Here is a 22,179-nt window from a genome sequence, read left to right on the forward strand (position 1 = left end):
GGCTGTCACCGTTCTGCCCAAGTTTCGTCAGGTATCGCATCCAGGAGCCGCGCCGCCACCTGGGCCGCCTCCGGCCGGAAGCGCTCGTGCAGCGCGTGGCAGACCCGCTGCGCCTTCTCCGCCGGCCAGTCGTGCGGCAGGTAGCGCAGCGGCAGCCGCGGATCGGTTCTGATGATCTGCAGCCAGGCCGTGAGCAGCATGAGCGAGCGGGCCAGGTCGTCGGGCGCGCCGGGCACCGGGCCGGCCTGGTCCCAGCGGCGCAGGAACGCGCGGTACCGATCGCCCAGGCCCGCCAGGTCGTACGCGTCGCCGACCAGCGCCTGCATGTCGGTCGGGTGCCTCGGCTCGGCGGCGAAGACCTTGACGTTCGCCCCGAGGTCGTCGATCACCCGGGCGGTGTCGACCTCGCCCGGAGCGATCCACAGGCCGTTCTGCAGCGGCCCGAACCCGGCCCAGGCCAGCCTCGACCGCAGCTCGTGGCGCTGGCGCTGCCAGGACTCCGGCAGCGAGAAGCCGATCAGCGTCCAGCGATCCCCGCCCTCGTCGTTGACGACGCCGCTGCGCCAGATGCGCCGCTCGCCGTCCTTGAGCACCTCGGTGCTGGTCGGCGTGAGCCCGAAGTACATCCGCCGGCCCGCGCGCTGGCGGCGCAGCAGGCCGCGGCGGACCATCCGGGTCAGCGTCGAGCGGGTGGCCTCCTCCGAGATGCCGACCCGGGCGAACGCCTCGATGAAGCTCCTGGAGGCCACGCAGATGCCCCGCCCGTATACGTGGTCCCCGAGAAAGGTGAGAATCACCGACTGAGGCCGCATGTCGCCCTTCCCGGATACTCGGCAATCTCTTGACAGCCGTAATGTACATGCCTACATTCGGGGCCACATCGCCGGTCCAGGAGGTCCCGATGCGCAGGCTCATCCCGTCTCTGGCCTGTCTCGTCCTAGCCGTCGCGGCCTGTGGCGGAGGCGGCGCAGGCGGGTCAGGCGGGTCAGGCGGCGCCCAGGATCCGATCAAGGTCGGCCTCATCGTCTCCCTGACCGGCAACTACACCCCGCTGGGCAGCGAGGACAAGAAGGCCGTGGAGCTGGCCGTCAAGCAGGTCAACGACCAGGGCGGGCTGCTCGGCCGCAAGGTGGAGCTGGTCAGCCGCGACGACAAGACCGCTCCCGACCAGGGCATCGTGGCCTACAACCAGATCAAGGGCGAGATCGACGCGCTGATCGGGCCGGTCTTCTCCAACTGCGCGCTCGCGATCGAGCCGATCGCGCAGCGGGACAAGATGCCGTACCTGTCGCTGGCCCCGGCCCAGGAGCAGGTCGAGCCGATCAAGTCGTACGTCTTCGTCACGCCCGCCCTGTCCAGCATGTACGCCGAGCGCTACCTGCAGTACATCCAGGCCGAGGGCATCAAGACCGTCGCGGTGGCCTGGGACTCCAAGAGCGCGTACTCGGTCTCCGGGCACAAGTCGATGGTCGCGCTGGCGCCGAAGTACAACGTGAAGATCGCCGTGGACGAGGCGTACGAGACCACCACCTCCGACTTCAGCCCGCTCTTCACCCACGTGCGCGACTCCGACGCCGAAGCTCTGGTGTTCTGGGGTTCAGGGGCACCCGGCGTGACGGCCGCCAAGCAATATGTCGCCTCAGGTCTCAAGACGCCGCTGTTCCTGACCGCGTCGCAGGCCAGCAAGCTCTGGCTGGAGCCGATGGGCGCCGCCGCCGAGGGCATGACCGTGCAGAGCGCGATCGGCGTCGTCGGCGAGCACCTGCCCGCGGGCAAGCAGAAGCAGATCATCGAGCAGATGGCCACGCCGTACCAGAGCAAGCACGGTTATCCGCCGCCGCAGTTCGCGCAGGACGGATACAGCGCGAGCCTGCTGCTGTTCGAGGCCATCAGGAAGGCCGGCAGCACGGACAAGGCCAAGGTGCAGCAGGCGCTGGAGAGCATGGACCTCATCACGCCGAACGGCCGCTTCCGCTACTCCGCCACCGACCACTCCGGGCTGTCGCCGGAGTTCATCTCGGTGAACACGGTGAAGGGCGGGAAGTTCGTGCCGACCACGTGGGCCCAGGAACAGCTCGCCAAGACCGTCGCCGCCGCGGGGTAGGGCGTGCTGACGGTCACCGGGGTCGCCCGCTCCTTCGGAGGCGTCTACGCCGTCCGGGACGTGTCGCTGACCGTCGCGGACGGCGAGGTCTGCGGCATCATCGGGCCCAACGGAGCCGGCAAGTCCACGCTGTTCAACCTGATCACCGGGCATCTGGCGGCCGACCACGGCCAGATCTCCTTCCTCGGGCAGCGCGTGGACCGGCTCGCGCCGCACCGGCGGGCCCGGCTCGGCATGTCGATCGTCTTCCAGGCGGCCAGGGTCTTCCGCGGCATGACGGTCAGGGAGAACGTCATGGTGGGACTGCACGGGCGGACCCGCGCGGGGTTCGTCTCGGCGGCGCTGCGGCTGCCGCGGCACCGGCGCGACGAACACGAGATCGCGGCCGCGGCCGGGGCCGCGCTGGAGCGGGTGGGGCTGGCCGAGTGGGCCGACCGGCCCGCGGACACGCTGCCCATCGGGCAGCAGCGGGCGCTGCAACTGGCCCGCGCCCTGTGCGCGCGGCCCCGGCTGCTGCTGCTCGACGAGCCCGCCTCCGGGCTGCGCGGCCAGGAGCGCGAGCGGCTCGCGGCGCTGGTGGAGGAGCTGCGGGCGGACGGGCTGACGATCCTGCTCATCGAGCACGACGTGGCCTTCGTGACCCGGCTCGCCGACCGCGTCGTGGTGCTCGACCTGGGGCAGGTCATCGCCGACGGCTCGCCGGCCGAGGTGCGCGCGGATCCGCTGGTGCTGGCCGCCTACCTCGGACAGGTCTCATGATCGACGTCCGCGACCTGGTCGTCTCCTACGGCACCGCGACCGCGCTCGAACACCTCAGCCTCACGGTGGCGCGGGGCGAGATGGTCGCCCTGCTCGGCCCCAACGGCGCGGGCAAGTCCACGCTGGCCAACACGCTCGCCGGCCTGCTGCGGCCCACGTCGGGCACGGTGACGATCGGCGGCCGGCTGGCGCTGATCCCGGAGGGCCGCCAGCTGTTCCCCGACCTGTCGGTCGCGGACAACCTGGCGCTGGGCGGCTGGCGGTCCGGCGAGCGCGACCCCTCCTTCGTCTACGAGCTGCTGCCCCGGCTGGCGGAGCTGGCCGGGCGGCGGGCCGGGGTGCTGTCCGGGGGCGAGCAGCAGATGGTGGCGTTCGGGCGGGCCATGATGTCGCGGCCCGACGCGCTCGTGGTGGACGAGCTGTCCCTCGGGCTGGCCCCGAACGTGACCGCCGACCTGGCCGCCCACCTGGCCGAGCTCAACCGGGAACAGGGGCTGACCGTGCTGCTCATCGAGCAGAACGCGCGGCTGGCGTTCGAGTTGTGCCGGCGGGCGTACGTGCTGGAGTCGGGGCGGCTGGTGACCGAGGGCGAGTCGGCGGCGCTGGCCGGCGATCCGCGGGTGGCCAGCGCGTACCTGGGCGGGGCCATCACGTGAGCGCCTTCCTGACATACCTCCTCAACGGGCTCGCGGTCGGGTGCGCCATCGCGCTCATCGCCAGCGGCCTGGTCGTCATCCATCGCGTGACCGGCGTGGTCAACTTCGCCCAGGGGACGTTCGCCGTCGTCGCGGGGTTGTGCACGTCCTCGCTGCTCGGGCTCGGTCTCCCGCACGGGCTCAGCGAGCTGGCGGCCGTGCTGGCGGCGGCCGTCGCGGGCCTGCTGACCGGGCTGGCCGCCATCGGCAAGCGGGGCACCACGCCGCTGTCGGCGCTGATCGTCACGCTGGGCGTGGGCGTGCTCGCCTACGCCGTCGAGATCGTGCTCTGGGGCGACCAGCCGCGCTCGGCTCCCGGGCTGGCGGGCTCGGTGACGATCGCCGGCGCGCGGATCCAGACGCAGCACCTGCTGGTCATCGCGGTGACGGTGGCCGCGTTCGTGTTGCTGGCGCTCTTCTTCGGCCGCACCTACCTGGGCAAGGCGCTGACCGCGTGCGCGTCCAACCCGTACGCCGCCCGCGTCGTCGGGATCGACACCCGGCTGATGGGGCTGCTCGCGTTCGCGCTCGGCGGGCTGCTCGGCGGCGTCGCCGGGGTGCTCGTCACGCCGCTGCGGCCGATCTCGTTCGACACCGACGTCACGCTCATCGTGAACGGCTTCGCCGCCGCCGTGTTCGGCGCGCTGACCCGGCCGGTGGTCACGCTCGTCGGCGCGCTGCTGCTCGGCGTGGCCGAGACCATGGCCGCCGGCTACGGCTACGGCTCCCACCAGCTCGAAGTGGCGCTCGGTCTGATGATCATCGTGATGATCGTGCAGGCCGGCCGCCGCTCCACCCTCTCCCAGGAATCCACATGATCAAGCTGGTCGCCGCGCTCGCCGTCGCCGCCGTCACGCTCGCGCTGCCGGCCGTGCTCGACGACAGCGCGCTGGCCGTCTACATCCTGCTGGGGCTGGCCGCGATGGTCACGGTCGGGGTGTCGCTGCTCATGGGGTACGCCGGGCAGGTCTCGCTGGGGCAGGGCGCCTTCTACGCCATCGGCGCGTACACCGCCGCGCTGCTCACGCTGAACGGCGTCCCGCCGGTGGCCGGGCTGGTCGCGGCCCCCGTGGCGGCGGCCGTCTCGGCGCTGGTGATCGGCACGCCGCTGCTGCGGCTGCGGGGGCACCATCTGGCGTTCGCGACGCTGGCCATGCAGCTCATCCTGCTCTCGCTGGCCGGGCAACTGGAGATCACCGGCGGGGACATCGGGCTGCAGGCGATCCCGCAGTTCTCACTGGGCGCCTTCGAGGCGGCGGGCCCCGCGGCGTACGCGTACCTGACGTGGGGCGGGGTGGCGCTGGTGATGCTGCTGACGCGGAACGTCATCGCCTCGCGGCCCGGGCGCGCGCTGCGGGCGCTGGCCACGAGCGAGACCGCCGCCGCCTCCTCCGGGATCCCGGTCGGGCGGTACAAGCTGGTCGTGTTCGCGCTGTCGGCCGCCTTCGCGGGGCTGGCCGGCGGCATCTACTGCTTCTACACCGGTTACGTGGCGCCGGGGTCGTTCCCCGTGCTCATCTCCATCCAGTACATCGTCATGGCGGTGGTCGGCGGGCTCGGCACCATCTGGGGCGCCGTCGTCGGGGCCGCCGCGATCACGCTGCTGGTGCAGGGGCTGAACACGCTGGGCGCGTGGCCGGGGATGCCGGCCTACGCGCCCAGTGTGCTGTCCTATGCCGTGTACGCGATCGTGCTGATCGTCGTCGTGCTCTTCCTGCCGCGCGGGCTGCTGCCCGCCGTGGCGGGGCGGCTGTCACGCGAGCGGGACGGGCCGCCCGTGGAGAGCCGCTAACCCTGCGGGGCTGCGCCGCCGTCGACCGTGACATCGCCCGTCTCACCGGCGATGCCCCGCATCGGGCCGTTGCCCGCACCGGGGTGGGCCCCCAGGCGGGCGACCAGGTCGGCCGGGGCCGCTCCCGCGTCGTACGGACCGGCGTCCGGCCCCGTCTGGCCCGGCGCGCCGGACGGCAGGGCCGCGCCGGCGTTCAGCGCCTGCCCCTCATAGGCGGGCGCCTGGCCTGCCTGAGGGGCCTGCGGCGCGTCCGCGCCGTCGAACTCGAAATGCACGCGCATGACTGCCCCCTAGTTGAGCACCGCGTACCGGGCCTCGATGTTGACGTCCTGCCCGGTGACGTTGCGGATGGTGATCCAGTACGTGATGCGGTCGGCGGTCGCCCGCTCGACGGCGACGTCCCACTCGATCTGCGCGGCGCCCGGCTGAGGCGAGGTGGACATGACGTTCCAGTCGACCTGCCAGGCCGCCGGCCAGTTGAAGGTGAACCAGCGACGCGCCTGGTTGGCCGGCACGGTTCCGGTGAACTGCGTTCCAACGAACATGGGAAACCTTTCTGCTCACCATCCGAGGACGGCGTAACGGCCTTCGATCCCGACCTGGTTCTGAGTGAGGTTCGAGACGCAGATCCAGTAGGTGGCGTAGGTGTCGGAGGCCCGCTCGACGCGGGTGCGCCAGCGGATCTGCGGGGCGCCCGGTTGCGGGGTGGTGGGCACGACCGTCCACAGGACGTGCCAGTGCGCGGGCCAGTTGAAGGTGAACCAGCAGGCCGTCTGCCCGGGGCCGAGCGTTCCGGTGAACTGGGTGCCGGTCCAGACGGGAGCCGCCTGCAGCACGCGCGGCAACATCGCGCGCAGGTCCGGCCGGTGGCCGATGCGCTGCGTGCGGGGCATGCCGGGCCCGTCGGTCTGCGGCGAGCCGCCGGCGCGCAGCTCGGCGCGGGCCCTGGCGGGGGTGAGCGGGATCCGGTTCGCGGCGCGCAGCGCCCCCTGGACCGAGCCGAGCACGCCGGTGACGATCGGGGTGGCGCTGGAGGTGCCGGAGAAGCGGTCGGTGTACCACTCGATCTCGGCCGGGCCGCCCTGCAGGTCGCCGGAACCGTCGCCGAGGCCGCCCGTGGTGGTGACCTCCCGGCCCCAGCCCTGGGTGTCTACGGCCGTGCCCCAGTTGGAGAAGTCGAGCCTGGAGCGGTCGGGGCCGTGGTCGCGGCCATGGGTGCCCTGCGGCGGCGCGCCCGCGCCGACGAGGATGGTGCCGGAGTCGCGGGCCGCCCGGTCGAACGGGTTACGCCAGCTCACCGGGAACGTCGGCGGACGGGTCGAGTAGAGCGGGTCGTCGAGGTTCTCGGCGCCGTTGCCCGCGGCCGAGACGACGACGATGCCCTTGGCGACGGCGTACCTGATGGCCTGGTAGTCGTCCTCCCACCATTCGATCGGGATGTAGCCGCGCTGGTCGGCGCGGGCCGCGAAGTTGTGTCTCGGCCCCGGCCGGTGCAGCTCGATGATGATCAGGTCACCGGGGCGCAGGCGATCGGCGGCCGTCTTGAGCGCGGCGGCGCTGCCGATGCCGAAGATCGACACGGCTCTGACGTTGGCGTCGGGGCAGATGCCGGTGATGCCGAAGGCGTTGGCGTCCCCGCCGAACTCCCCCACGACCGCCGTGCCGTGGTTGCGCCACCCCAGGTCCGTCATCGGCGAGCCGCCCACGACACCGCCCTGGTTGACCAGCAGGTCCTCGTGCCCGAACTGCCAGGCGCCCTCGATGTCGATGATGTTGACGTTCGCGCCCCGGCCGCCGGGGACGGTCCAGGCGTGACGGGCGTCGACCCCTCCGGGGGCGGGGTCGAGATAGCCCTGCCGTGTGACGAAGTCGGGGGTGTGCGCGGGCGGTCCCTCCTTGGCCTCCGGCACCATCTCGTCGGTGCGGACGGGCGGGGACGCGCCCGGCTTGACGTACGCGGTCTCGACGACCTCGGCCGTCATGACCCGCTCCGCGAGAGCGTCGAGCTGGTCGTCGGGAGCCAGGACCCGGTAGAAGATGGACAGGTCGGGCAGGTTCGGCGCGGTCTCCTGGGCCATCGTGGCCCGCAGGTGCTCCTCCGACCCGAACATCGGCACCATCGTGACGTTGGCGGCGGCGACGACGTCCTGGAGCGGGGTGATGTCCATCCCGCCGGCGGAGGCCACGGCGCCCGAGGCCGCGGTCGTCAGGCGGGCGGCGGGCTTGGCGATGACGACCAGCTCGCGCTCGGTCGGGAACGGGGACGGAGTGGTGTGGCGATCGTTTCGACGTTTGTTCGGTGGCATGGCAGTCCTTGTCGGATGATGCCGGAGATTCTCACGGCGACTCGTCGGCCGGTTTGGCGTAGGCCGCAGTGACCCCTTGGCAGTTGAGCAGCTCCGAAATCGCCCGTTGCGGGGCCACCGTGCCGGGGATTTCGATGTCGAAGAAGGTGGACAGCACGGGATCCGACGTGCCGGGGTGAACCGGCCGCAGATGCCCGCCGATGCGACGCAGGCAGCCGAGGAGCTCCGCGCCGGTCTGCTCCCGCAGCCGGACCGCGTGTTCCTCGTCCACGATCAGCGTGATGCGCATGGCTCCTGCCGCCCCGTCTGTCTGTCGGTCGGTCGGTCGGTCGTCCAGCGGCATCCCCCAGGCGTCGCGCCGGTCAGACACCGCCGACTGTAATTTCGGCGTACCGCAACCGCCCCAGGAGACGACTCGGGGATATCCCTAGGATTCCCCGCCCCAGGCGGCGGCCAGGGCAGGCAGCCTGGTAACGGGGAAATCACCGGTCCCTGCAGAACGTCCCCTTTCAGTCCTGACATATGCGCGTAACACTGGACGACGTGTCCCTTGTCATGTACGCCCCCGTCCTGCGCGGCCGCGGCGATGAGGAGCGCGCCCTGCTGCGGTTGCTCGACGCCGCCCGCGCCGGCTCCGGCGGCGCGTTGTCCCTGGTGGGCGCGCCCGGCATGGGCAAGACCGCGCTGCTCGACTGGGCCGCCGCACGCGCCGGCCCGGACTTCCGGGTGTTGCGGGTCTCCGGGGTCGAGGCGGAGTCACGGCTGCCGTACGCGGGACTGCACGGCCTGCTCAGGCCGATCGCCGCGGCGGCGGCGGCGCTGCCGGACGCGCAGGCGCGGGCCCTCGTCGCCGCCATGGAGTCCGGTACGGGCGCCGACGGCCTCGCCCTGCCCGCCGCCGTCCTCGGCCTGCTGTCGGCGGTGGCCGCCCGGCAGCCGATCCTGGCCTGCGTGGACGACGTGGACCGGCTGGATCCGGCCAGCCGCGAGGTGCTGTCGTTCGCGGCCCGGCGGGTGGCGGGCGAGGCGGTGGTGCTGCTGTTCACGGCCAGGGACGGGGAGCGGGACTGCGCACCCGTACGCGTGCTGGACCGGCTGGACGACTCGGCCGTCCGCGAGCTGGCCGGTGACCTGGCGCCGGGGCCGCTCGCCGAGGACCTGCTCGCGGCGCTGGACCAGATCGCGCGGGGCAACCCGCTGGCCCTGGGCGAGCTGATCGGCTCGCTCACCCCCGGCCAGCTCGCCGGACTGGCCACGCCGCCCGCCACGCTGCCCCAGGGCGGACGGTTGTGGCGCGTGCACGCGGGCCGCCTGGCTCCGCTGCCCGAGACGACGCGGCGGCTGCTGCTGCTCGTCGCCGCCGACCCCGGCCTCGACGTGCCGACGCTGATCAGGGCGGCTCGGCCCGCGTGCGCGCTGACACACCTGGAGCCGGCCGAGCGTGCGGGCATCCTGCACTCGGCCGGGGACCATTACGCGTTCCGCGACCCGGCCCTGCGGGCGGTGGCGTACTTCGACGCCTCCCTCTCCGAACGCCAGCGCGCCCACCGCCGCCTCGCCCTCCTCCTGACCCCCGATCCGCCACCGGCCCACGGCCTCGGGGCGGACCCGCTTGCCGACGGCCTGGGGGACGACCCGCCTGCCGACGGCCTCGGGGCCGACCCGCTGGCCGATGTCCTTGGGGCCGACCCGCACCGGTTGCGGCGGGCCTGGCATCGGGCCTGGGCGCTGGACGGCTCCCGGGAGGACCTGGCCGACGAGCTCACCGCGGCCGCCCTCGAAGCGCGCCCGCTCTCCGCGCTCCCCTGCGCCCATCCCGAGCCCTACCTCGCCCTGGAACGCGCCGCCGAGCTCACCCGCCACAACCCCGCCAAGGCCGAACGCCTGGCCGCCGCCGCCCGGCACGCGTGGATCTCCGGCCACCCCCAGGTCGCCCGCTCCCTCCTCGCCAGACTCCGCTCCCTGGCCGCCCCGGACGAGCTGCGCGGCCACGTACAACTGCTGCACGGGAGCGTGGAGCTCCTGGGCGGCGAGACGGGCAGCGCCCGCGAGGAGCTGCTGTCGGCGGCCGGCTGGCTGCTGGACAGCCACCGCATGCTGGGCGTGCGCGCCCTCGTCAGAGCCGCCGACGCCAGCTACCGCGCGGGCGACAACCGGGCCTTCATCGCCATCGCCCGCCAGGCCGCCGCCCTGCGCCGCCCCGACGAGGCGGCGCCGACGCAGCTCATGTTCGAGTATCTCGCGGGCATGGCCTTCACCTTCAGCGGCCTGCACCAGGAGGCGGCCGGCCCGCTGCGGCGGGTGGTGGAGCTGGCGGAATCCGTGCACGATCCGGCCGTGCTCGTGTGGGCGTGCGTGGCCAGCATGCTGCTCGGCGAGGACACCATCGCGCACCGGCTGTCCACCCGCGCCGTCGAGGCGGCCCGGGTACGCGGCGCGGCCTCGGCCGTACCGCAACTCCTGGAGTACATGATCTATCCCGGGATCTGGATGGGCCGCTACACCTCCGTCGCCACGACGGCGGCCGAGGGGCTGCGGCTGGCGCAGGAGACCGGCCAGCTCAACACGGCGGCCCAGCACCTGGCCTGGCTGGCCATCACGGCCGCCGTCGAGGGAGAGCAGGAGACCTGCCGGACCCGCGCCGACGCCGCCATCGAGCTGGCCGACGCCCACGAGCTCGGCATCGCGGGCGCGATCGGCAACTGGGCGCTGGCCTACCTCGACCTCGCCGCGGGCCGCCCCGCCGACGCCGCCCACCGCCTGCGCACCGGGCGGCGCCACGACCACGTCGTCATCCGGGTCATGGCCACCCCGCACTTCATCGAGGCGTCCGCCCGCACGGGCGAGCACGACCAGGCCAGATCCGCGCTGCGGGTGCTCGAACGCTGGGTGGGCAGCACCCGCAGCCCCGACCTGCGCGCGCTGGTCGCCCGCTGCCGCGCGCTGCTGGCCGCGCCGGGCGAGGCCGAGGAGCAGTTCCGGGAGGCGATCGACCTGCACGGGCAGGGACTGTACGAGTTCGAGGCGGCGCGCACGCAACTCCTGTACGGCAGCGCGCTGCGCCGCGACCGCCGCCCGAGCGCGGCCAGGAGTCACCTGCACGCGGCGCTGGAGACGTTCGAACGGTATGGCGCCCGGATGTGGGTCGAGCAGGCGCGGACCGAGCTGCGCGCCTCCGGCGAGCCGGTCCGCCACGCCCAGCAGGCGACGACCCAGCCGCTCACCGCGCAACAACTGCAGATCGCCCGCATGGTCGCCGAGGGGGCGACCAACAAGGAGGTGGCCGAGCAGCTCTTCCTGAGCAGGCGCACCGTCGAGCATCACCTGCGGAACATCTTCAGCCGGCTCGGCATCCGCTCCCGCGTCGAACTGGTAAGGCTCATGTCCTGATGGAAGGACCGGTGATTTCACCGATGCACGGCTGACTTCGCATCCGAACAATGGCGACAGACAGCAGTCACCCCGAACGAGCAGGGAGTATGACGACGTGCAGCTCTCCACCCCCCACCGCGGCGCGCGAACGTTGACCAAGCTCGCCCTCACCACCGCACTGATCGCCGGCGGCCTCGCGACCGCCTCCCCCGCCCAGGCGGCCGGCCCGTACGAGCGCGGCCCGGCCCCCACCAACTCCGTGCTCGAAGCCAGCCGCGGCCCGTTCGCCACCGCGCAGCAGAGCGTCTCCTCGCTCAGCGTCAGCGGCTTCGGCGGCGGCGTGATCTACTATCCGACCGACACCAGCCAGGGCACGTTCGGCGCGATCGCCATCTCACCCGGGTACACCGCCTCCTGGTCCAGCCTCTCCTGGCTCGGCCCGAGGATCGCCTCGCACGGCTTCGTCGTGATCGGCATCGAGACCAACACCATCTACGACCAGCCCGCCAGCCGTGGCCGCCAGCTCCTGGCCGCGCTCGACTACCTGGTCGAGGACAGCGCCACCACGATCCGCAGCCGCATCGACGGCTCCAGGCTCGCGGTCGCCGGCCACTCGATGGGCGGCGGCGGCACCCTGGAGGCCGCCGACGACCGCCCCTCCCTGCAGGCGGCCGTGCCCCTCGCCCCATGGAACCTGACCAAGAGCTGGTCGGGCATCCGGGTACCCACCATGATCATCGGCGGTGAGAGCGACAGCATCGCCTCGGTGTCCACCCACTCGGAGCCGTTCTACAACAGCATCCCGTCCTCGTCGGAGAAGGCGTACCTGGAGCTCAACAACGCCAGCCACTTCTTCCCGCAGACCACCAACACCACGATGGCCAAGTCGATGGTGTCCTGGCTCAAGCGATTCGTCGACGACGACACCCGCTACGAGCAGTTCCTCTGCCCGCCGCCCAGCGGCAGCGCGATCTCGGAGTACCGCAACACTTGCCCGAGCTCCTGACCTGACCCCTCCCGATGGCGGCCGCAGGCGGGCGGCCGTCATCGGGGCTTTTCTCTGTGGTCACTGTGGCCATCGACGCCCGACGGTGACAGGGTGAGGTGACGAGGGCGAGGTTTCCGGTGGACGTGCTCATCTCCGTAGATCTAGAGGGTGTCGCGGGCATCGCCACGAAGCAGCAGATCCACGCGGGGGGCCGCGACTACCCCACCGCACGGGTGCTGATGACCGGGGAGGCGAACGCCGCGGTGGCCGGCGCCTTCTACGGTGGCGCCACCTCCGTGGTGGTCAACGACAGCCACGGACCGGCGGACAACCTGCTCGCCGAGCAACTGGACCGCCGCGCCGCCTACGTCATCGGAGACCCCAAGCCGTTCGACATGGTGCAGGAAGTGACACCGCGGACCGGGGTGGTGCTGTTCGTCGGCTACCACGCCGGGGCGGCCGATCCGGCGGGCGTGCTGGGGCACACCTACAGCGGCGGCGCGTTCGCCGACGTACGGCTCAATGGCCGCTCCATCGGCGAGGCCGAGCTCAACGGCCTGGTGGCCGCGACCATGGGCGTCCCCGTAGGGCTGGTCACCGGGGACGACGTGGTGTGCGCGGCTGCGGAGAAGGCGTTCCCGGGCGTGATCACCGTTCCGGTGAAGACCGCGCTCGGCCGCACCGCCGCGCGGAGCAAGCACCCGGCGGCCGCCCGGGAGGCCATCGCCGAAGGCGCGGCGCGTGCCGTGGAGAATGCCGCCGCCGGCACGATCCTGCCGGTGACAGTCCCCGACGAGCTGATCATCGATGCCGACCTGCGCCCCAACGGCGCCGCCGAGCTGGCCGCCCTGGTCCCGGGCACCGAACGGATCGGCGCCCGCACGGTACGCCAGCGGGCTGCCGATCCTCGTGCGGCGCTGGACGTGCTCATCGTCTGGTCCGCGCTGACCAGCCACTATCTCAGCCGCTGAATCCGCGGCCATCGGGCCAGGTGACGGCCGATCACCCAAGCACTGGATCTCGATCGTCCGCATGATCTCGGCCTCGCGCATGCAGCTCTCCACCCGGAACTCCGGCGTGTACCCGCACCCGCCGCACAAGCGCCAAGAGCACCACAACGAGATCTTCGCGAATTACCGATGAGTTCGGGCGAATGACCGCAGGATGCCTTGCTCTCGTCTTGCCGATTTCGTCCAGAGACCTGTTGACCAGGTCAAACTCGTACACCACTTCCGTGGACGCAACCCCCGCAGATCGGCCAGCAACTCATCCCCGCCGGCCAGTTACGGTGGTCGCGGAGCCAGATGCACCGGCCGGGACGCCTGATCCGCTGCGACGCCGACGATCGCCTCCGCGTCGGGACGGAAAGGCACCGAGGGCGAGGACGACTCCCGCAGTTGTGTCCACAAGGTCACTCCGGCCATGACGAGGCCTGCGATGCCGACGAACATGCCGATCACGCTGGCGCGCTGATCGAGCAGCTCCAGCATGGCGAGTGGCACATGAAGCGGATCCGCGAAGAAACCGACCAACCCTGCGGCCAGGAAGGTCAGCGACACCAGACCAGCCGCACCGGCCACACCGCGCCGTCTGCGCCGCTTGGGCACCCGCTTTGAGGAGGTCGCCATGCTCACAGCGTGATGCCGTCACCCGAGTGTCACAAGCTCCCATGTCGTATTTGACGCGTCGGGCCACCGGCCACACCCACAACGCTGCGCAGCGCTTGCGCCTATGCGATCACCGTCAAAAAAGCTGATATCGAGGCCGTAGCCCCAACTGGTGACGTCCATGTTTGCTGTGGCGAAAGACTAGTCGTGGTAGAAGTCACGTTCACACACGAAACCATTGCGGCCATTTTTCAACAGCTAAGCAGGGCCGCCGCAGGATCCGCACAAACCCTCTCCATCGCGAAACCCTCTCGGCGAAGTGATTCCGTCCCTGCGAGAAACCCGCTCTTTAGGGGCGATGACGCCGGTAGCCACGAGACATGCCGCGACAGATATTATCAGTGCGCGATGGCCTGCAGTTGGCAGGAAAACCCCGGAGAGTGTTTTAATCGGTGCCTCACCCTCCTCCGACTCTGTGAGATTCTGGAGGTATGAGATCCTCGAGACAGTTTGGCGCGAACGGTAAGTTCTGCAGCAAAATGTCGTTGTCACGAAAGCTGCTCATCGCTGAGATCCCTTCGCATACAACGATCATGGAAACTCTCAGACCACATCAAGATCTGTGGACATGACACCGCGCCCTTCGAGGGCGGCCAGCGTGGCGCGCACGACGGGCTCCGGCGGGAATACCGCCGCCAAAGGCCCCGATGAACGTTCAAGAGATTCGACAAGACCGAATCATCCTCGTCTCAGCCATCTGACTTCGGAATTTCCGCCCAGAGGGCATACCTGGCCACACGCGAACCAATGCCACCCAACGAGCCTGTTCACCTCATCAATACGCGAAAGCTATTCGTGATTCTGGACGCAGAGGTCGCGACCGGCCTACAGGACTACAGTGTCGGCATGCAAGATTTATGGCTGGTGGTCTTGATCGCCCTGGCCTTGGCGACCGTCGCCCTGCTCTCCAACCTATTGGCCGGCATGATCCAGCACAACGTCAAGCCATGGAGCAGGAGGGGCGTCGCACTAGGATTATTCGTAGTTCTCCTAGGGTCAGCCGCGCTTGCAGTAGCGCAGAAGGTTGGCTCGGGCGAGGAATCCCCCGCTACTCGCGTCTCACCACCAACTCACCAAGTAACGGCGGCCATGGACCGCTGCAACCAGGACCTGAGGGCCGACGTACAGGACACGACGACCTTCACTGGCGGCCACAGGGACGCCGTCTTCCCGCCTGTGCCCTACGGCGACCAAGCGCCGAACGGCATTCGCGACGGCGATGTCATCCGCATAGCCGAGGTTTCCGGGTCGATCTATTTTGATGGGCTGCAGAAGTGGGTGGGACCCGGCGGAAATGGGACCGCCGCACCTCGTGGCTGGTTCGTGCCCGGCGCCCCTCAGTACAGTGCGATTCTGCGTTACAACAACAATCCCGAAGGCTGGATAGGCGACCCCTTCCCTTACGATCGACTGATGGCTTGCACGCGATACTCTGGCGGCACGGACGTCCGGCTTGCCTTCCTCATGAACCTGCGACCAGATCAGGTCGGGAAATCGGGATCCTGGACTTTCACCGTCAAAGTCTATCGGGATTGAGATCACTTCAGTAGCACGTGAATTTGGGCGACAAGCTTCGCATTCGGTTAGAGATAGGCGCGCCTCGCCCGAATCTTCATCCGCGACAAGGCATCCGTGCCGGTCACAGAACCAGCCGTAAGCATTCACGTCGTGCGCAAGGTGTAGCGGTTCGACTGGACGTTTAACCGACCGTCACTTTGATCAATCCACTCGCAGATGGTGTGATCTTCGGGTGTCCGGCCTGGAGGAGATGTCTCGCGAGGAGCTGATCGCTCTGACGCGTGCTCTCATGGCCGAGAACGCCGCGCTGAAGGCGGAGGTCGCTCAGCTGCGGGAACGCGTGGTCAAGCTGGAGCGGCTGGTCTCGCGTAACAGCGGTGACTCTGGGATGCCGCCATCGGTTGATGATCTTCCCGGCCGCGGACAGCCGAAGGACCGCACGTCCGGTGGTGGCCGGCGCCGGCCGGGCAAGCAGCCGGGCGCCTAGAGCAAGGCGCTGGCCTGGTCGGACGATGTCGCCGAGGGAGACGCCACCGAGCAATTCCCGCAGGGCTCGTGCGGGGTGCGGGGCCGAGCTCGCCCTGGCGACCGATCTGGGAGTGACCGTCGCGCACCAGCAGATCGAGATCCCGCGCTTTTCTCCCCACGGTGCCGGAAACCTCACCGTGTACGCCGCGACACGGCCGGAGAAAAGCAAAAGACGGCGAGTAATACGTGCTGACGAATATCAAAATAGGGCGCTAAACAGAGTTATGACGGAATTATGACGGCGGTCGCGATACTGAGGCTTCCTTCGCACCCTCTCCGTCTGCGAGGCATCATGCGTCGTGCCACCCCCCGAAGGATTCCGTTCGACAGCACACGTCTCATGCTCCGGCTGCTGGCCGCCGTGGTCGTCGCGATGGCGGGGCCGGTGCTCGTCGCCCAGCCCGCCGCCGCGGTGCCCGGGGATCCCCTCGACTGGAGGACCGCGCTGGAAAGGAGCGGGCGCCCGCCGGAGTCCCCGCCGGTCGCTCCGGTCAGGTCCGCCCCGGTCAAGCGGAGCGATCCCGCCCCCGCCGCCACCGCCACCCGCCTGCCCGAACCGGAGGTCACCGAGGTGACCCTGGGAGCGCGCGGCCTGGCCCGGCAGGCGGGGCCCGTCCAGCTCGCCGCCGCCGACGAGAGCGCGGCCGGGCGGACCGTGCGCGTCGAGGTCCTGGGCGATGACGTGGCCGGCCGCGCCGGAGTGTCCGGCTTCGCCTTCAAGCTGACCGGGCAGGGCAAGGTGCGGGTCTCGGTCGACTACTCGGGGTTCGCCGAGCGGTTCGGCGCCGGGTACGCCGACAGGGCGCGGCTGGTCGCGCTACCCGCCTGCGCGGCAGCGGCAGCGGCAGCGCGGCCGGCCGCCGCGCGGGACTGCCCGGCGGGCGGCACCGCGGTGACGCACCGCAACGAGCGCGGCGCCTCCCGGCTGGTGGCCGACGTGCCGGCCGACCAGCTGCTGGCCGTGACGGCCGGCCCGGAGGGCGAGGAGGGGTCGTTCAAGGCCACCCCGCTGGAGCTGTCAGGCGACTGGCAGGTCAGCACCGGCTCGGGCGACTTCTCCTACAGCTACGACGTGCCGCTGGCGAAGGCGCCCGCAGGCCCCACCCCGTCGGTGAGCCTGAGCTACTCCTCCGGCTCGGTGGACGGCATGGTGTCGGGACGTAACACCCAGAGCGGGCCGGTGGGCCTGGGCTGGAACGACTTCGCCGACGCGTTCGTCGAACGCCGCTACAACTCCTGCCGCTCCGACGGGCAGAGCTACGCCGACCTGTGCTGGAAGTCCGACAACGCCACCCTGTCGCTGAACGGCCGCGCCGGTGAGCTCGTGCCCGTCCCGGGCACCACCCCCAAGCAGTGGCGGCTCAAGGACGACCCCCGGTGGAAGATCGAGCTGCTGACCGGCGCGCCCAACGGCGACAACGACGGCGAGCACTGGAAGGTCACCACCACCGACGGCACCCAGTTCTTCTTCGGCCGCGGCGTCAACCCCGACGTGGACCACCCGACCCACTCGGCCTGGACGGTCCCGGTCTTCGGCGACGATCCGGGCGAGCCCTGCGCCGCCCAGACCCCGCTGCCCGCCTGCCCGCAAGCCTGGCGCTGGAACCTGGACCTGGTCATCGACCCCCACGACAACGTCCAGCAGTACGAGTACACCAAGGAGATCAACCACTACGCGTCCCTGAACGGCTGGCCCGGCTTCGAGCACGTCGAGTACGTCCGCGGCGGCGTCCTCAAGGTCATCAAGTACGGCAAGCGCCGCGTGGAGACCGCCCCCGCCGCGACCGTCGAGTTCGACGTCGACCACCGCTGCGCGAGCCTGACGGAGTGCGCGGAGCCCACCGCCGAGACGGCCGGCTCCTTCCCCGACACCCCCGTGGACCTGATGTGCTTCACGGCCGTCTGCTCGCAGCACTCGCCCACGTTCTTCACCTCGCTGCGGTACACCGCCGTGCGGACGTTCGTCGAGGACAAGGAGCTGGTGGCGGTCGACAAGATCGCGCTGTCGCACGCGTTCCCCGACCCCGACGCGAACAGGACCGGCGACCAGAAGCTGTACCTGACCGGAATCCAGCGCACGGGCAAGACCGCGAGCACCCCGATCACGCTCCCCGCCGTCACCTTCTGGCCGGTGCTGCTCAACAACAGGATCGACACCGGCGGCGGCCTGTCAGCGATGCCGCACTACCGGGTGGGCGTCGTGACCAACGAGTACGGCGGCCAGGTGATCGCCACCTACGGCCAGCCGCATCCCTGCGCGAGTCCGCTGCCCGCTCCCCCCAACTGGCACCTCAACACCCGAAACTGCTTCCCGCACTGGCACTCCCCCGAGGGCGGCACACCGGGCTTCGCCGTCTTCCACAAGTACGTGGTGACCCAGGTCGAGCAGCGCGACACGCTCGGCGGCAGCCCACCCATGATCACCGGCTACCGCTACGGCGACCAGGTTCAGGCCGGGCTGCCCAACGGCGCCTGGCACCACGACCGCGACGAGTTCGCCGACAACGCCAACCAGTCCTGGTCGGAGTGGCGCGGATACGCCGACGCCCTGGTCACCCAGGGTGCCAGCCGCACGCGATACCGGTTGTTCCGCGGCATGAACGCCGACCGGCTGGTAGGGGACCCGTTCCCCGGCCCCGGGTCGCGCGTGGTCAGGGTCTCCAGCCTGGACGGCACCGTGGTCGACGTCGGCGACGAGAACCGGCTGGCCGGGATGGTCCTGGAGCAGCAGTCGCTGCGCGGCGACGGAACCGTCGAGACCGGGGTGGTCAACGGCTATCACACGCACCGCACCGTGGACGCGCCCGGCCCCGACTCGCTGGACGACGCCTGGTTCACCGCGCCGAACGACAAGGTCGAACGCCGCCGCAACCCGGCCGGCGGCGACTACGTGCGGCGCCGTACCCAGACCGTGTACAACGCGCTGCTCGGCACGCCCGACCGGCTCATCGAGCACGGCTGGACCCACGTCGCGGGCGACGAGCGGTGCACGGTGACGGCCCCCGTGGTCAACACCGACCGATGGCTGCTCGACCTGCCCTCCTCCATCACCCGCTACGGCACGGCAGCCTGCGACGGGCCCGAGGTCACGCGGGAGGAGTACGCCTACGACGGCGCCGCGGTCGGCGCCGCGCCCACCAAGGGCGACGCCACCACCTCACGGGTCAAGCTCACCGCCGCCCCCACCTGGGCCACGACCACCACCGCCTATGACGCGCTGGGCCGTCCGCTGAAGAAGACCGACGCCAACGGGCACGTCACCACGACCGTGCACACCCCCGACGTCCGCTATCCGGGCAGCACCAAGGTCACCAACCATCTCGGGCACACGAACACCACCACCTGGTTCCGGCCGCGCCAGTCGCCGGCCGTGGTGACCGACGCCCGGGGCAAGCAGACCAAGCTGGTCTACGACGCGCTCGGCCGTACGACGAAGGTCTACCGGGCCACGACGGCGGCCTCCTACGAGTTCGGCTACGCCATCGACCCGGACAAGACCGAGCCGCCCGTGGTCCGGACCCGCAAGCTCCTGGACACCACCCGGTACGTGGACGCCTGGGTGGTCCACGACACCTGGCTGCGCGCCCGCCAGACCCACAAGCTGTCGCCGGCGGCGGGCAAGGTCATCGTCTCCGACACCCGCTACGACGCCCGCGGCCAGACCGCCGCCGCGACGCTGCCGCAGGCGCTGACCGGCGCGGCGGGCGAGGGCCTGCTGCCCACCCCCGCCGGAGGCTGGGCGAACGAGACCAGCACCGCCTACGACGAGCTAAGCCGGCCCTTCTGGCAGATCACCTGGTCGGGCGGCGTGTACCGGCGCGCGGTCGCCACCGCCTACACCCACGACACGACCACGCAGACCCCCGACCCCGCCCCCGGCGGCGTGGTCCGCACCGTCACCGACGCCTACGACCGCACCATCAGAGTGGAGGAGCTCCGGGCGAGCACGTGGTCCGCCACGGCGTACGGCTACGACAAGGCCGACCGGCTCCTCAGCGTCAGGGATCCCGCGGGCAACACCATCACCAACACCTACGACGTGGGCGGCAGGAAGGTCGCGCTGTCCGACCCGGACCTGGGCGGGTGGACGTACGCCTACGACGCCGCGGGCAACCAGACCCGGGTCACCGGCGCCGACGGCGTCCAGGTCCACACGCTGTACGACGCGCTCAACCGCAGGACCGAACGGCGCGCGAACTCGGCCACGGGCACCCTGCTGGCGAGCTGGGCCTACGACGCTCCGGATGAGCGGGGCCTGCTGGACAAGTCAACCCGCTTCGACGCCACCGGCACCTACGTCGTGGACGTCACCGGCTACGACGACCGCGCCCGCCCCACCGGCAAGCGGTGGATCGTGCCGGGCGCCGACCACACCATCGGCTACGGCTACGACGCGGCCGACCACCTGACCCGGGTCACCTACCCGGCCGTCGGCGGCCTGCCCGCCGAGACCGTGACCACCGCCTACGACGCCGCCGGTCTGCCCGCGACGATGACCGGCGCCGCCGAGTACGTCTGGAGCGCCCTCTACGACGACCGCGCCCGCCCGGTGTGGCGCATGTCGGGCTCGCGCGGGACGCCCTTCAGCCGGGTCCTGGAGTACGACGCCGACCAGCGGGTCTCCGCGCTCAAGGCGGGCGGCGGATCCACCGTGCTCCAGCATCTCCAGTTCGGCTACGACGTCACGTTCGGCAACGTCGAGGACCGCGCCACCACCTTGAACGGCCAGACGTGGCGCGAGTGCTTCGACCACGACGACCTGCAACGCCTGACGCGCGCCTTCACCACCACGGGAGCCTGCGCCGGCGGCACGCCGGGCACCGGCCCCCAGCCCTACGACCACGCCTACAGCTACAGCGTGGACGGCAACCTGACCCGGCGCGTCGAGAGCGGCAGCGCCGTCGACTACACCTATCCCAGTCCCGGCAGCCCCCGGCCGCACGCGCCCACCGCCGTCGGCGCGGCCACCTATGCCTGGAACGCCAACGGCGACCAGGCCAGCCGTACCGTGGACGGCCGGACCGACAAGTTCACCTGGAGCCCCGAACGTCATCTCGCCGCCGTCGGCGGCACCACCTTCGTCTACGACGCCGACGGCAACCGCCTGATCCGCAAGACCGCCACCGGCACCACGCTCTACATCGACGGCCATGAGATCACCGGGGCCACGGCCGTGCGCACCTACGGCTTCGACGGCACCCCCGTCGCCGTCCGCACCAGCGCCGGGGTGGAGTACCTGGCCACCGACAACCAGGGCTCGGTGCAGCTCACCGTCCCCACGGGCGCCACCGTCCCCGCCCGCACCCGCTCCTACCAGCCGTACGGCAAACCCCGCACGAGCGAGACCACCAGCACCGACCGGGGCTGGATCGGCCAGATCGAGGACCGGCAGACGGGCCTGAACTACCTCAACGCCCGCTACTACGACCCCGCGATCGGCCGGTTCCTCTCCCCCGACCCCACGTTCGACACCGCCAGACCGCAGACCGTCAACCCCTACGCCTACGGTCTCAACAACCCGGCCTCGTTCTCCGACCCCAGCGGGCTCATCCCGCTCGAATGCCGCAACGGCGAGCTCGCCTGCCATCACAACGGCAAGGGCTGGACGGTCACGACGCCCGCCCCGCAGGACCCGTGCGCGCCGGGCGGATCCCACTACAGGCAGGTGCCGTGCAGGAACGCCGTCGCGGGGGGCGGGGCCGAGATCACCTCCGGGCCTTCGCTGTCGCAGGAGGAGATCGAGGATCTCACCGCCCAGGCCGACGCGATCAGGAGCGACCCCGACGAGCTCGCCAACATCGGCGTGGCCGGCGCCTGCGGCGAAGGCCACGCGTCGTGGGGGGTCACCATCGGCGACGGCATGTGCCTGGTGTGGGACGGCGAGAAGTACGCCGTGCTCAACATGCTGGAGGTGGGGGCCGGCACCCCGTACGCGGGAGCCGGCGCCGGCGCCATCACCACCAACGCGGACTCCTCCGACGAACTGCTGGGCAACGCCTGGTGCTTCGGCGGCGGCGTGGGAGCCGGCGGCAGCGCCAGCGCCGAGGTCTGCTTCAGCTACACCTCGGACTGGGAACGGCCCACGGGCGTCTGGACCCTCGCCGGCAGCGTCGGCGTCGGCGTCGGCGCCGACGTGCACGTCACGGCGGTGCAGACCCACGAACTGTTCGCGCTCAGTGAGAGCACGATCACCGACGTCACCGACGCGGCCACCGAACCGGTGGATGACTGGTGGCAGCGGTCATGGGGAAGCCTCGTCTGCTTCGGCAGGTGCTGACAGCCCCCGCCTGTACGAAGAGCCCCGCCGGCGCCACCGGCGGGGCTCTCCGCTTTCGACCTCAGGTCAGCCAGCACGAACCGCTTGAAGGTCTCCAGGTCGCGTCCACCGAGCATGTACCAGGTCAGCAGCTGGTCACAGGCCACCAGCAGGTACTTCTTCGCCTTCTTCGG

At 70.9% G+C, this 22,179-nt stretch carries 17 protein-coding genes; 11 read left to right on the top strand and 6 right to left on the bottom strand.

What is annotated here, in order from left to right; all coding sequences use genetic code 11:
• Positions 1 to 5 precede the first annotated feature (5 nt).
• Complete coding sequence (locus ACWD0F_RS30365) at positions 6 to 797, bottom strand: PaaX family transcriptional regulator (protein ID WP_449881279.1); 792 nt, start codon at positions 795 to 797, stop codon at positions 6 to 8.
• A gap of 104 nt (positions 798 to 901) precedes the next feature.
• On the opposite strand from ACWD0F_RS30365, the gene ACWD0F_RS30370 reads away from it, so the two are divergent.
• The 5 genes from ACWD0F_RS30370 to ACWD0F_RS30390 are packed head-to-tail and all read left to right on the top strand — an operon-like array spanning position 902 to position 5,350.
• Complete coding sequence (locus tag ACWD0F_RS30370; protein WP_449881281.1) at positions 902 to 2,104, top strand: ABC transporter substrate-binding protein; 1,203 nt, start codon at positions 902 to 904, stop codon at positions 2,102 to 2,104.
• Positions 2,105 to 2,107: 3 nt separating this feature from the next.
• Positions 2,108 to 2,863 carry an ABC transporter ATP-binding protein gene (locus tag ACWD0F_RS30375; RefSeq protein WP_449881282.1) on the top strand — a complete coding sequence of 252 codons (756 nt, stop codon included), beginning with the start codon at positions 2,108 to 2,110 and terminating at the stop codon, positions 2,861 to 2,863.
• Positions 2,860 to 3,519, top strand: coding sequence for an ABC transporter ATP-binding protein (locus tag ACWD0F_RS30380; RefSeq protein ID WP_449881284.1), 660 nt, complete (start codon positions 2,860 to 2,862; stop codon positions 3,517 to 3,519). The genes ACWD0F_RS30375 and ACWD0F_RS30380 overlap by 4 nt, the downstream gene beginning before the upstream one ends.
• On the top strand, positions 3,516 to 4,376 hold the full coding sequence (locus ACWD0F_RS30385) for a branched-chain amino acid ABC transporter permease (protein WP_449881286.1): 861 nt from the start codon (positions 3,516 to 3,518) through the stop codon (positions 4,374 to 4,376). Before ACWD0F_RS30380 ends, ACWD0F_RS30385 begins: the two co-directional genes overlap by 4 nt.
• The gene (locus tag ACWD0F_RS30390; RefSeq protein ID WP_449881288.1) at positions 4,373 to 5,350 is read left to right on the top strand and encodes a branched-chain amino acid ABC transporter permease; all 978 of its coding nucleotides are present in this window, start codon (positions 4,373 to 4,375) and stop codon (positions 5,348 to 5,350) included. Before ACWD0F_RS30385 ends, ACWD0F_RS30390 begins: the two co-directional genes overlap by 4 nt.
• Here ACWD0F_RS30390 and ACWD0F_RS30395 read toward each other — a convergent pair.
• From ACWD0F_RS30395 to ACWD0F_RS30410, 4 genes are read right to left on the bottom strand one after another with little or no spacing between them, the layout of a single operon-like run.
• Positions 5,347 to 5,631 (bottom strand): hypothetical protein, encoded by a 285-nt coding sequence (locus tag ACWD0F_RS30395; protein WP_449881290.1) that lies wholly within the window; start codon positions 5,629 to 5,631, stop codon positions 5,347 to 5,349. The genes ACWD0F_RS30390 and ACWD0F_RS30395 overlap by 4 nt on opposite strands.
• Before the next feature lie 9 nt (positions 5,632 to 5,640).
• Positions 5,641 to 5,895 carry a hypothetical protein gene (locus tag ACWD0F_RS30400; RefSeq protein WP_449881292.1) on the bottom strand — a complete coding sequence of 85 codons (255 nt, stop codon included), beginning with the start codon at positions 5,893 to 5,895 and terminating at the stop codon, positions 5,641 to 5,643.
• Between the two features lie 15 nt (positions 5,896 to 5,910).
• Complete coding sequence (locus tag ACWD0F_RS30405; protein ID WP_449881294.1) at positions 5,911 to 7,656, bottom strand: S8 family serine peptidase; 1,746 nt, start codon at positions 7,654 to 7,656, stop codon at positions 5,911 to 5,913.
• A 31-nt stretch (positions 7,657 to 7,687) separates the two neighbouring features.
• Entirely contained in the window at positions 7,688 to 7,945 is a 258-nt protein-coding gene (locus ACWD0F_RS30410; RefSeq protein ID WP_449881296.1) for a hypothetical protein, read from the bottom strand.
• 254 nt (positions 7,946 to 8,199) lie between these two features.
• Between ACWD0F_RS30410 and ACWD0F_RS30415 the strand changes: the two genes are divergently transcribed.
• The 3 genes from ACWD0F_RS30415 (at position 8,200) to ACWD0F_RS30425 (ending at position 12,987) form a co-directional block, all read left to right on the top strand.
• Entirely contained in the window at positions 8,200 to 11,046 is a 2,847-nt protein-coding gene (locus ACWD0F_RS30415; protein ID WP_449881298.1) for a LuxR C-terminal-related transcriptional regulator, read from the top strand.
• Between the two features lie 97 nt (positions 11,047 to 11,143).
• On the top strand, positions 11,144 to 12,034 hold the full coding sequence (locus ACWD0F_RS30420) for an alpha/beta hydrolase family protein (protein ID WP_449881300.1): 891 nt from the start codon (positions 11,144 to 11,146) through the stop codon (positions 12,032 to 12,034).
• A gap of 119 nt (positions 12,035 to 12,153) precedes the next feature.
• Positions 12,154 to 12,987: a M55 family metallopeptidase gene (locus ACWD0F_RS30425; RefSeq protein ID WP_449881302.1), complete on the top strand. Its 834-nt coding sequence runs from the start codon at positions 12,154 to 12,156 to the stop codon at positions 12,985 to 12,987.
• A gap of 312 nt (positions 12,988 to 13,299) precedes the next feature.
• On the opposite strand, the gene ACWD0F_RS30430 is transcribed toward ACWD0F_RS30425, so the two are convergent.
• Positions 13,300 to 13,644 carry a hypothetical protein gene (locus ACWD0F_RS30430; RefSeq protein WP_449881304.1) on the bottom strand — a complete coding sequence of 115 codons (345 nt, stop codon included), beginning with the start codon at positions 13,642 to 13,644 and terminating at the stop codon, positions 13,300 to 13,302.
• A gap of 786 nt (positions 13,645 to 14,430) precedes the next feature.
• On the opposite strand from ACWD0F_RS30430, the gene ACWD0F_RS30435 reads away from it, so the two are divergent.
• From ACWD0F_RS30435 to ACWD0F_RS30445, 3 genes are all read left to right on the top strand, one after another.
• Positions 14,431 to 15,219 carry a hypothetical protein gene (locus tag ACWD0F_RS30435; protein ID WP_449881484.1) on the top strand — a complete coding sequence of 263 codons (789 nt, stop codon included), beginning with the start codon at positions 14,431 to 14,433 and terminating at the stop codon, positions 15,217 to 15,219.
• Positions 15,220 to 15,433: 214 nt separating this feature from the next.
• Positions 15,434 to 15,688 carry a DUF6444 domain-containing protein gene (locus ACWD0F_RS30440; protein WP_449881306.1) on the top strand — a complete coding sequence of 85 codons (255 nt, stop codon included), beginning with the start codon at positions 15,434 to 15,436 and terminating at the stop codon, positions 15,686 to 15,688.
• 381 nt (positions 15,689 to 16,069) lie between these two features.
• Positions 16,070 to 22,006 carry an RHS repeat-associated core domain-containing protein gene (locus ACWD0F_RS30445; RefSeq protein ID WP_449881308.1) on the top strand — a complete coding sequence of 1,979 codons (5,937 nt, stop codon included), beginning with the start codon at positions 16,070 to 16,072 and terminating at the stop codon, positions 22,004 to 22,006.
• Positions 22,007 to 22,179 lie beyond the last annotated feature (173 nt).

The sequence above is a fragment of the Nonomuraea sp. NPDC002799 genome (genome assembly GCF_053592075.1).

What these genes read in the sequence shown, in the direction of transcription:
- ACWD0F_RS30370 (WP_449881281.1), top strand. Translation starts at nt 902, where the DNA reads ATGCGCAGGCTCATCCCGTCTCTGGCCTGTCTCGTCCTAGCCGTCGCG.
- ACWD0F_RS30380 (WP_449881284.1), top strand. Translation starts at nt 2,860, where the DNA reads ATGATCGACGTCCGCGACCTGGTCGTCTCCTACGGCACCGCGACCGCG.
- ACWD0F_RS30390 (WP_449881288.1), top strand. Translation starts at nt 4,373, where the DNA reads ATGATCAAGCTGGTCGCCGCGCTCGCCGTCGCCGCCGTCACGCTCGCG.
- ACWD0F_RS30395 (WP_449881290.1), bottom strand. Translation starts at nt 5,631, where the DNA reads ATGCGCGTGCATTTCGAGTTCGACGGCGCGGACGCGCCGCAGGCCCCT.
- ACWD0F_RS30400 (WP_449881292.1), bottom strand. Translation starts at nt 5,895, where the DNA reads ATGTTCGTTGGAACGCAGTTCACCGGAACCGTGCCGGCCAACCAGGCG.
- ACWD0F_RS30405 (WP_449881294.1), bottom strand. Translation starts at nt 7,656, where the DNA reads ATGCCACCGAACAAACGTCGAAACGATCGCCACACCACTCCGTCCCCG.
- ACWD0F_RS30410 (WP_449881296.1), bottom strand. Translation starts at nt 7,945, where the DNA reads ATGCGCATCACGCTGATCGTGGACGAGGAACACGCGGTCCGGCTGCGG.
- ACWD0F_RS30430 (WP_449881304.1), bottom strand. Translation starts at nt 13,644, where the DNA reads ATGGCGACCTCCTCAAAGCGGGTGCCCAAGCGGCGCAGACGGCGCGGT.
- ACWD0F_RS30435 (WP_449881484.1), top strand. Translation starts at nt 14,431, where the DNA reads ATGCCACCCAACGAGCCTGTTCACCTCATCAATACGCGAAAGCTATTC.
- ACWD0F_RS30445 (WP_449881308.1), top strand. Translation starts at nt 16,070, where the DNA reads ATGCTCCGGCTGCTGGCCGCCGTGGTCGTCGCGATGGCGGGGCCGGTG.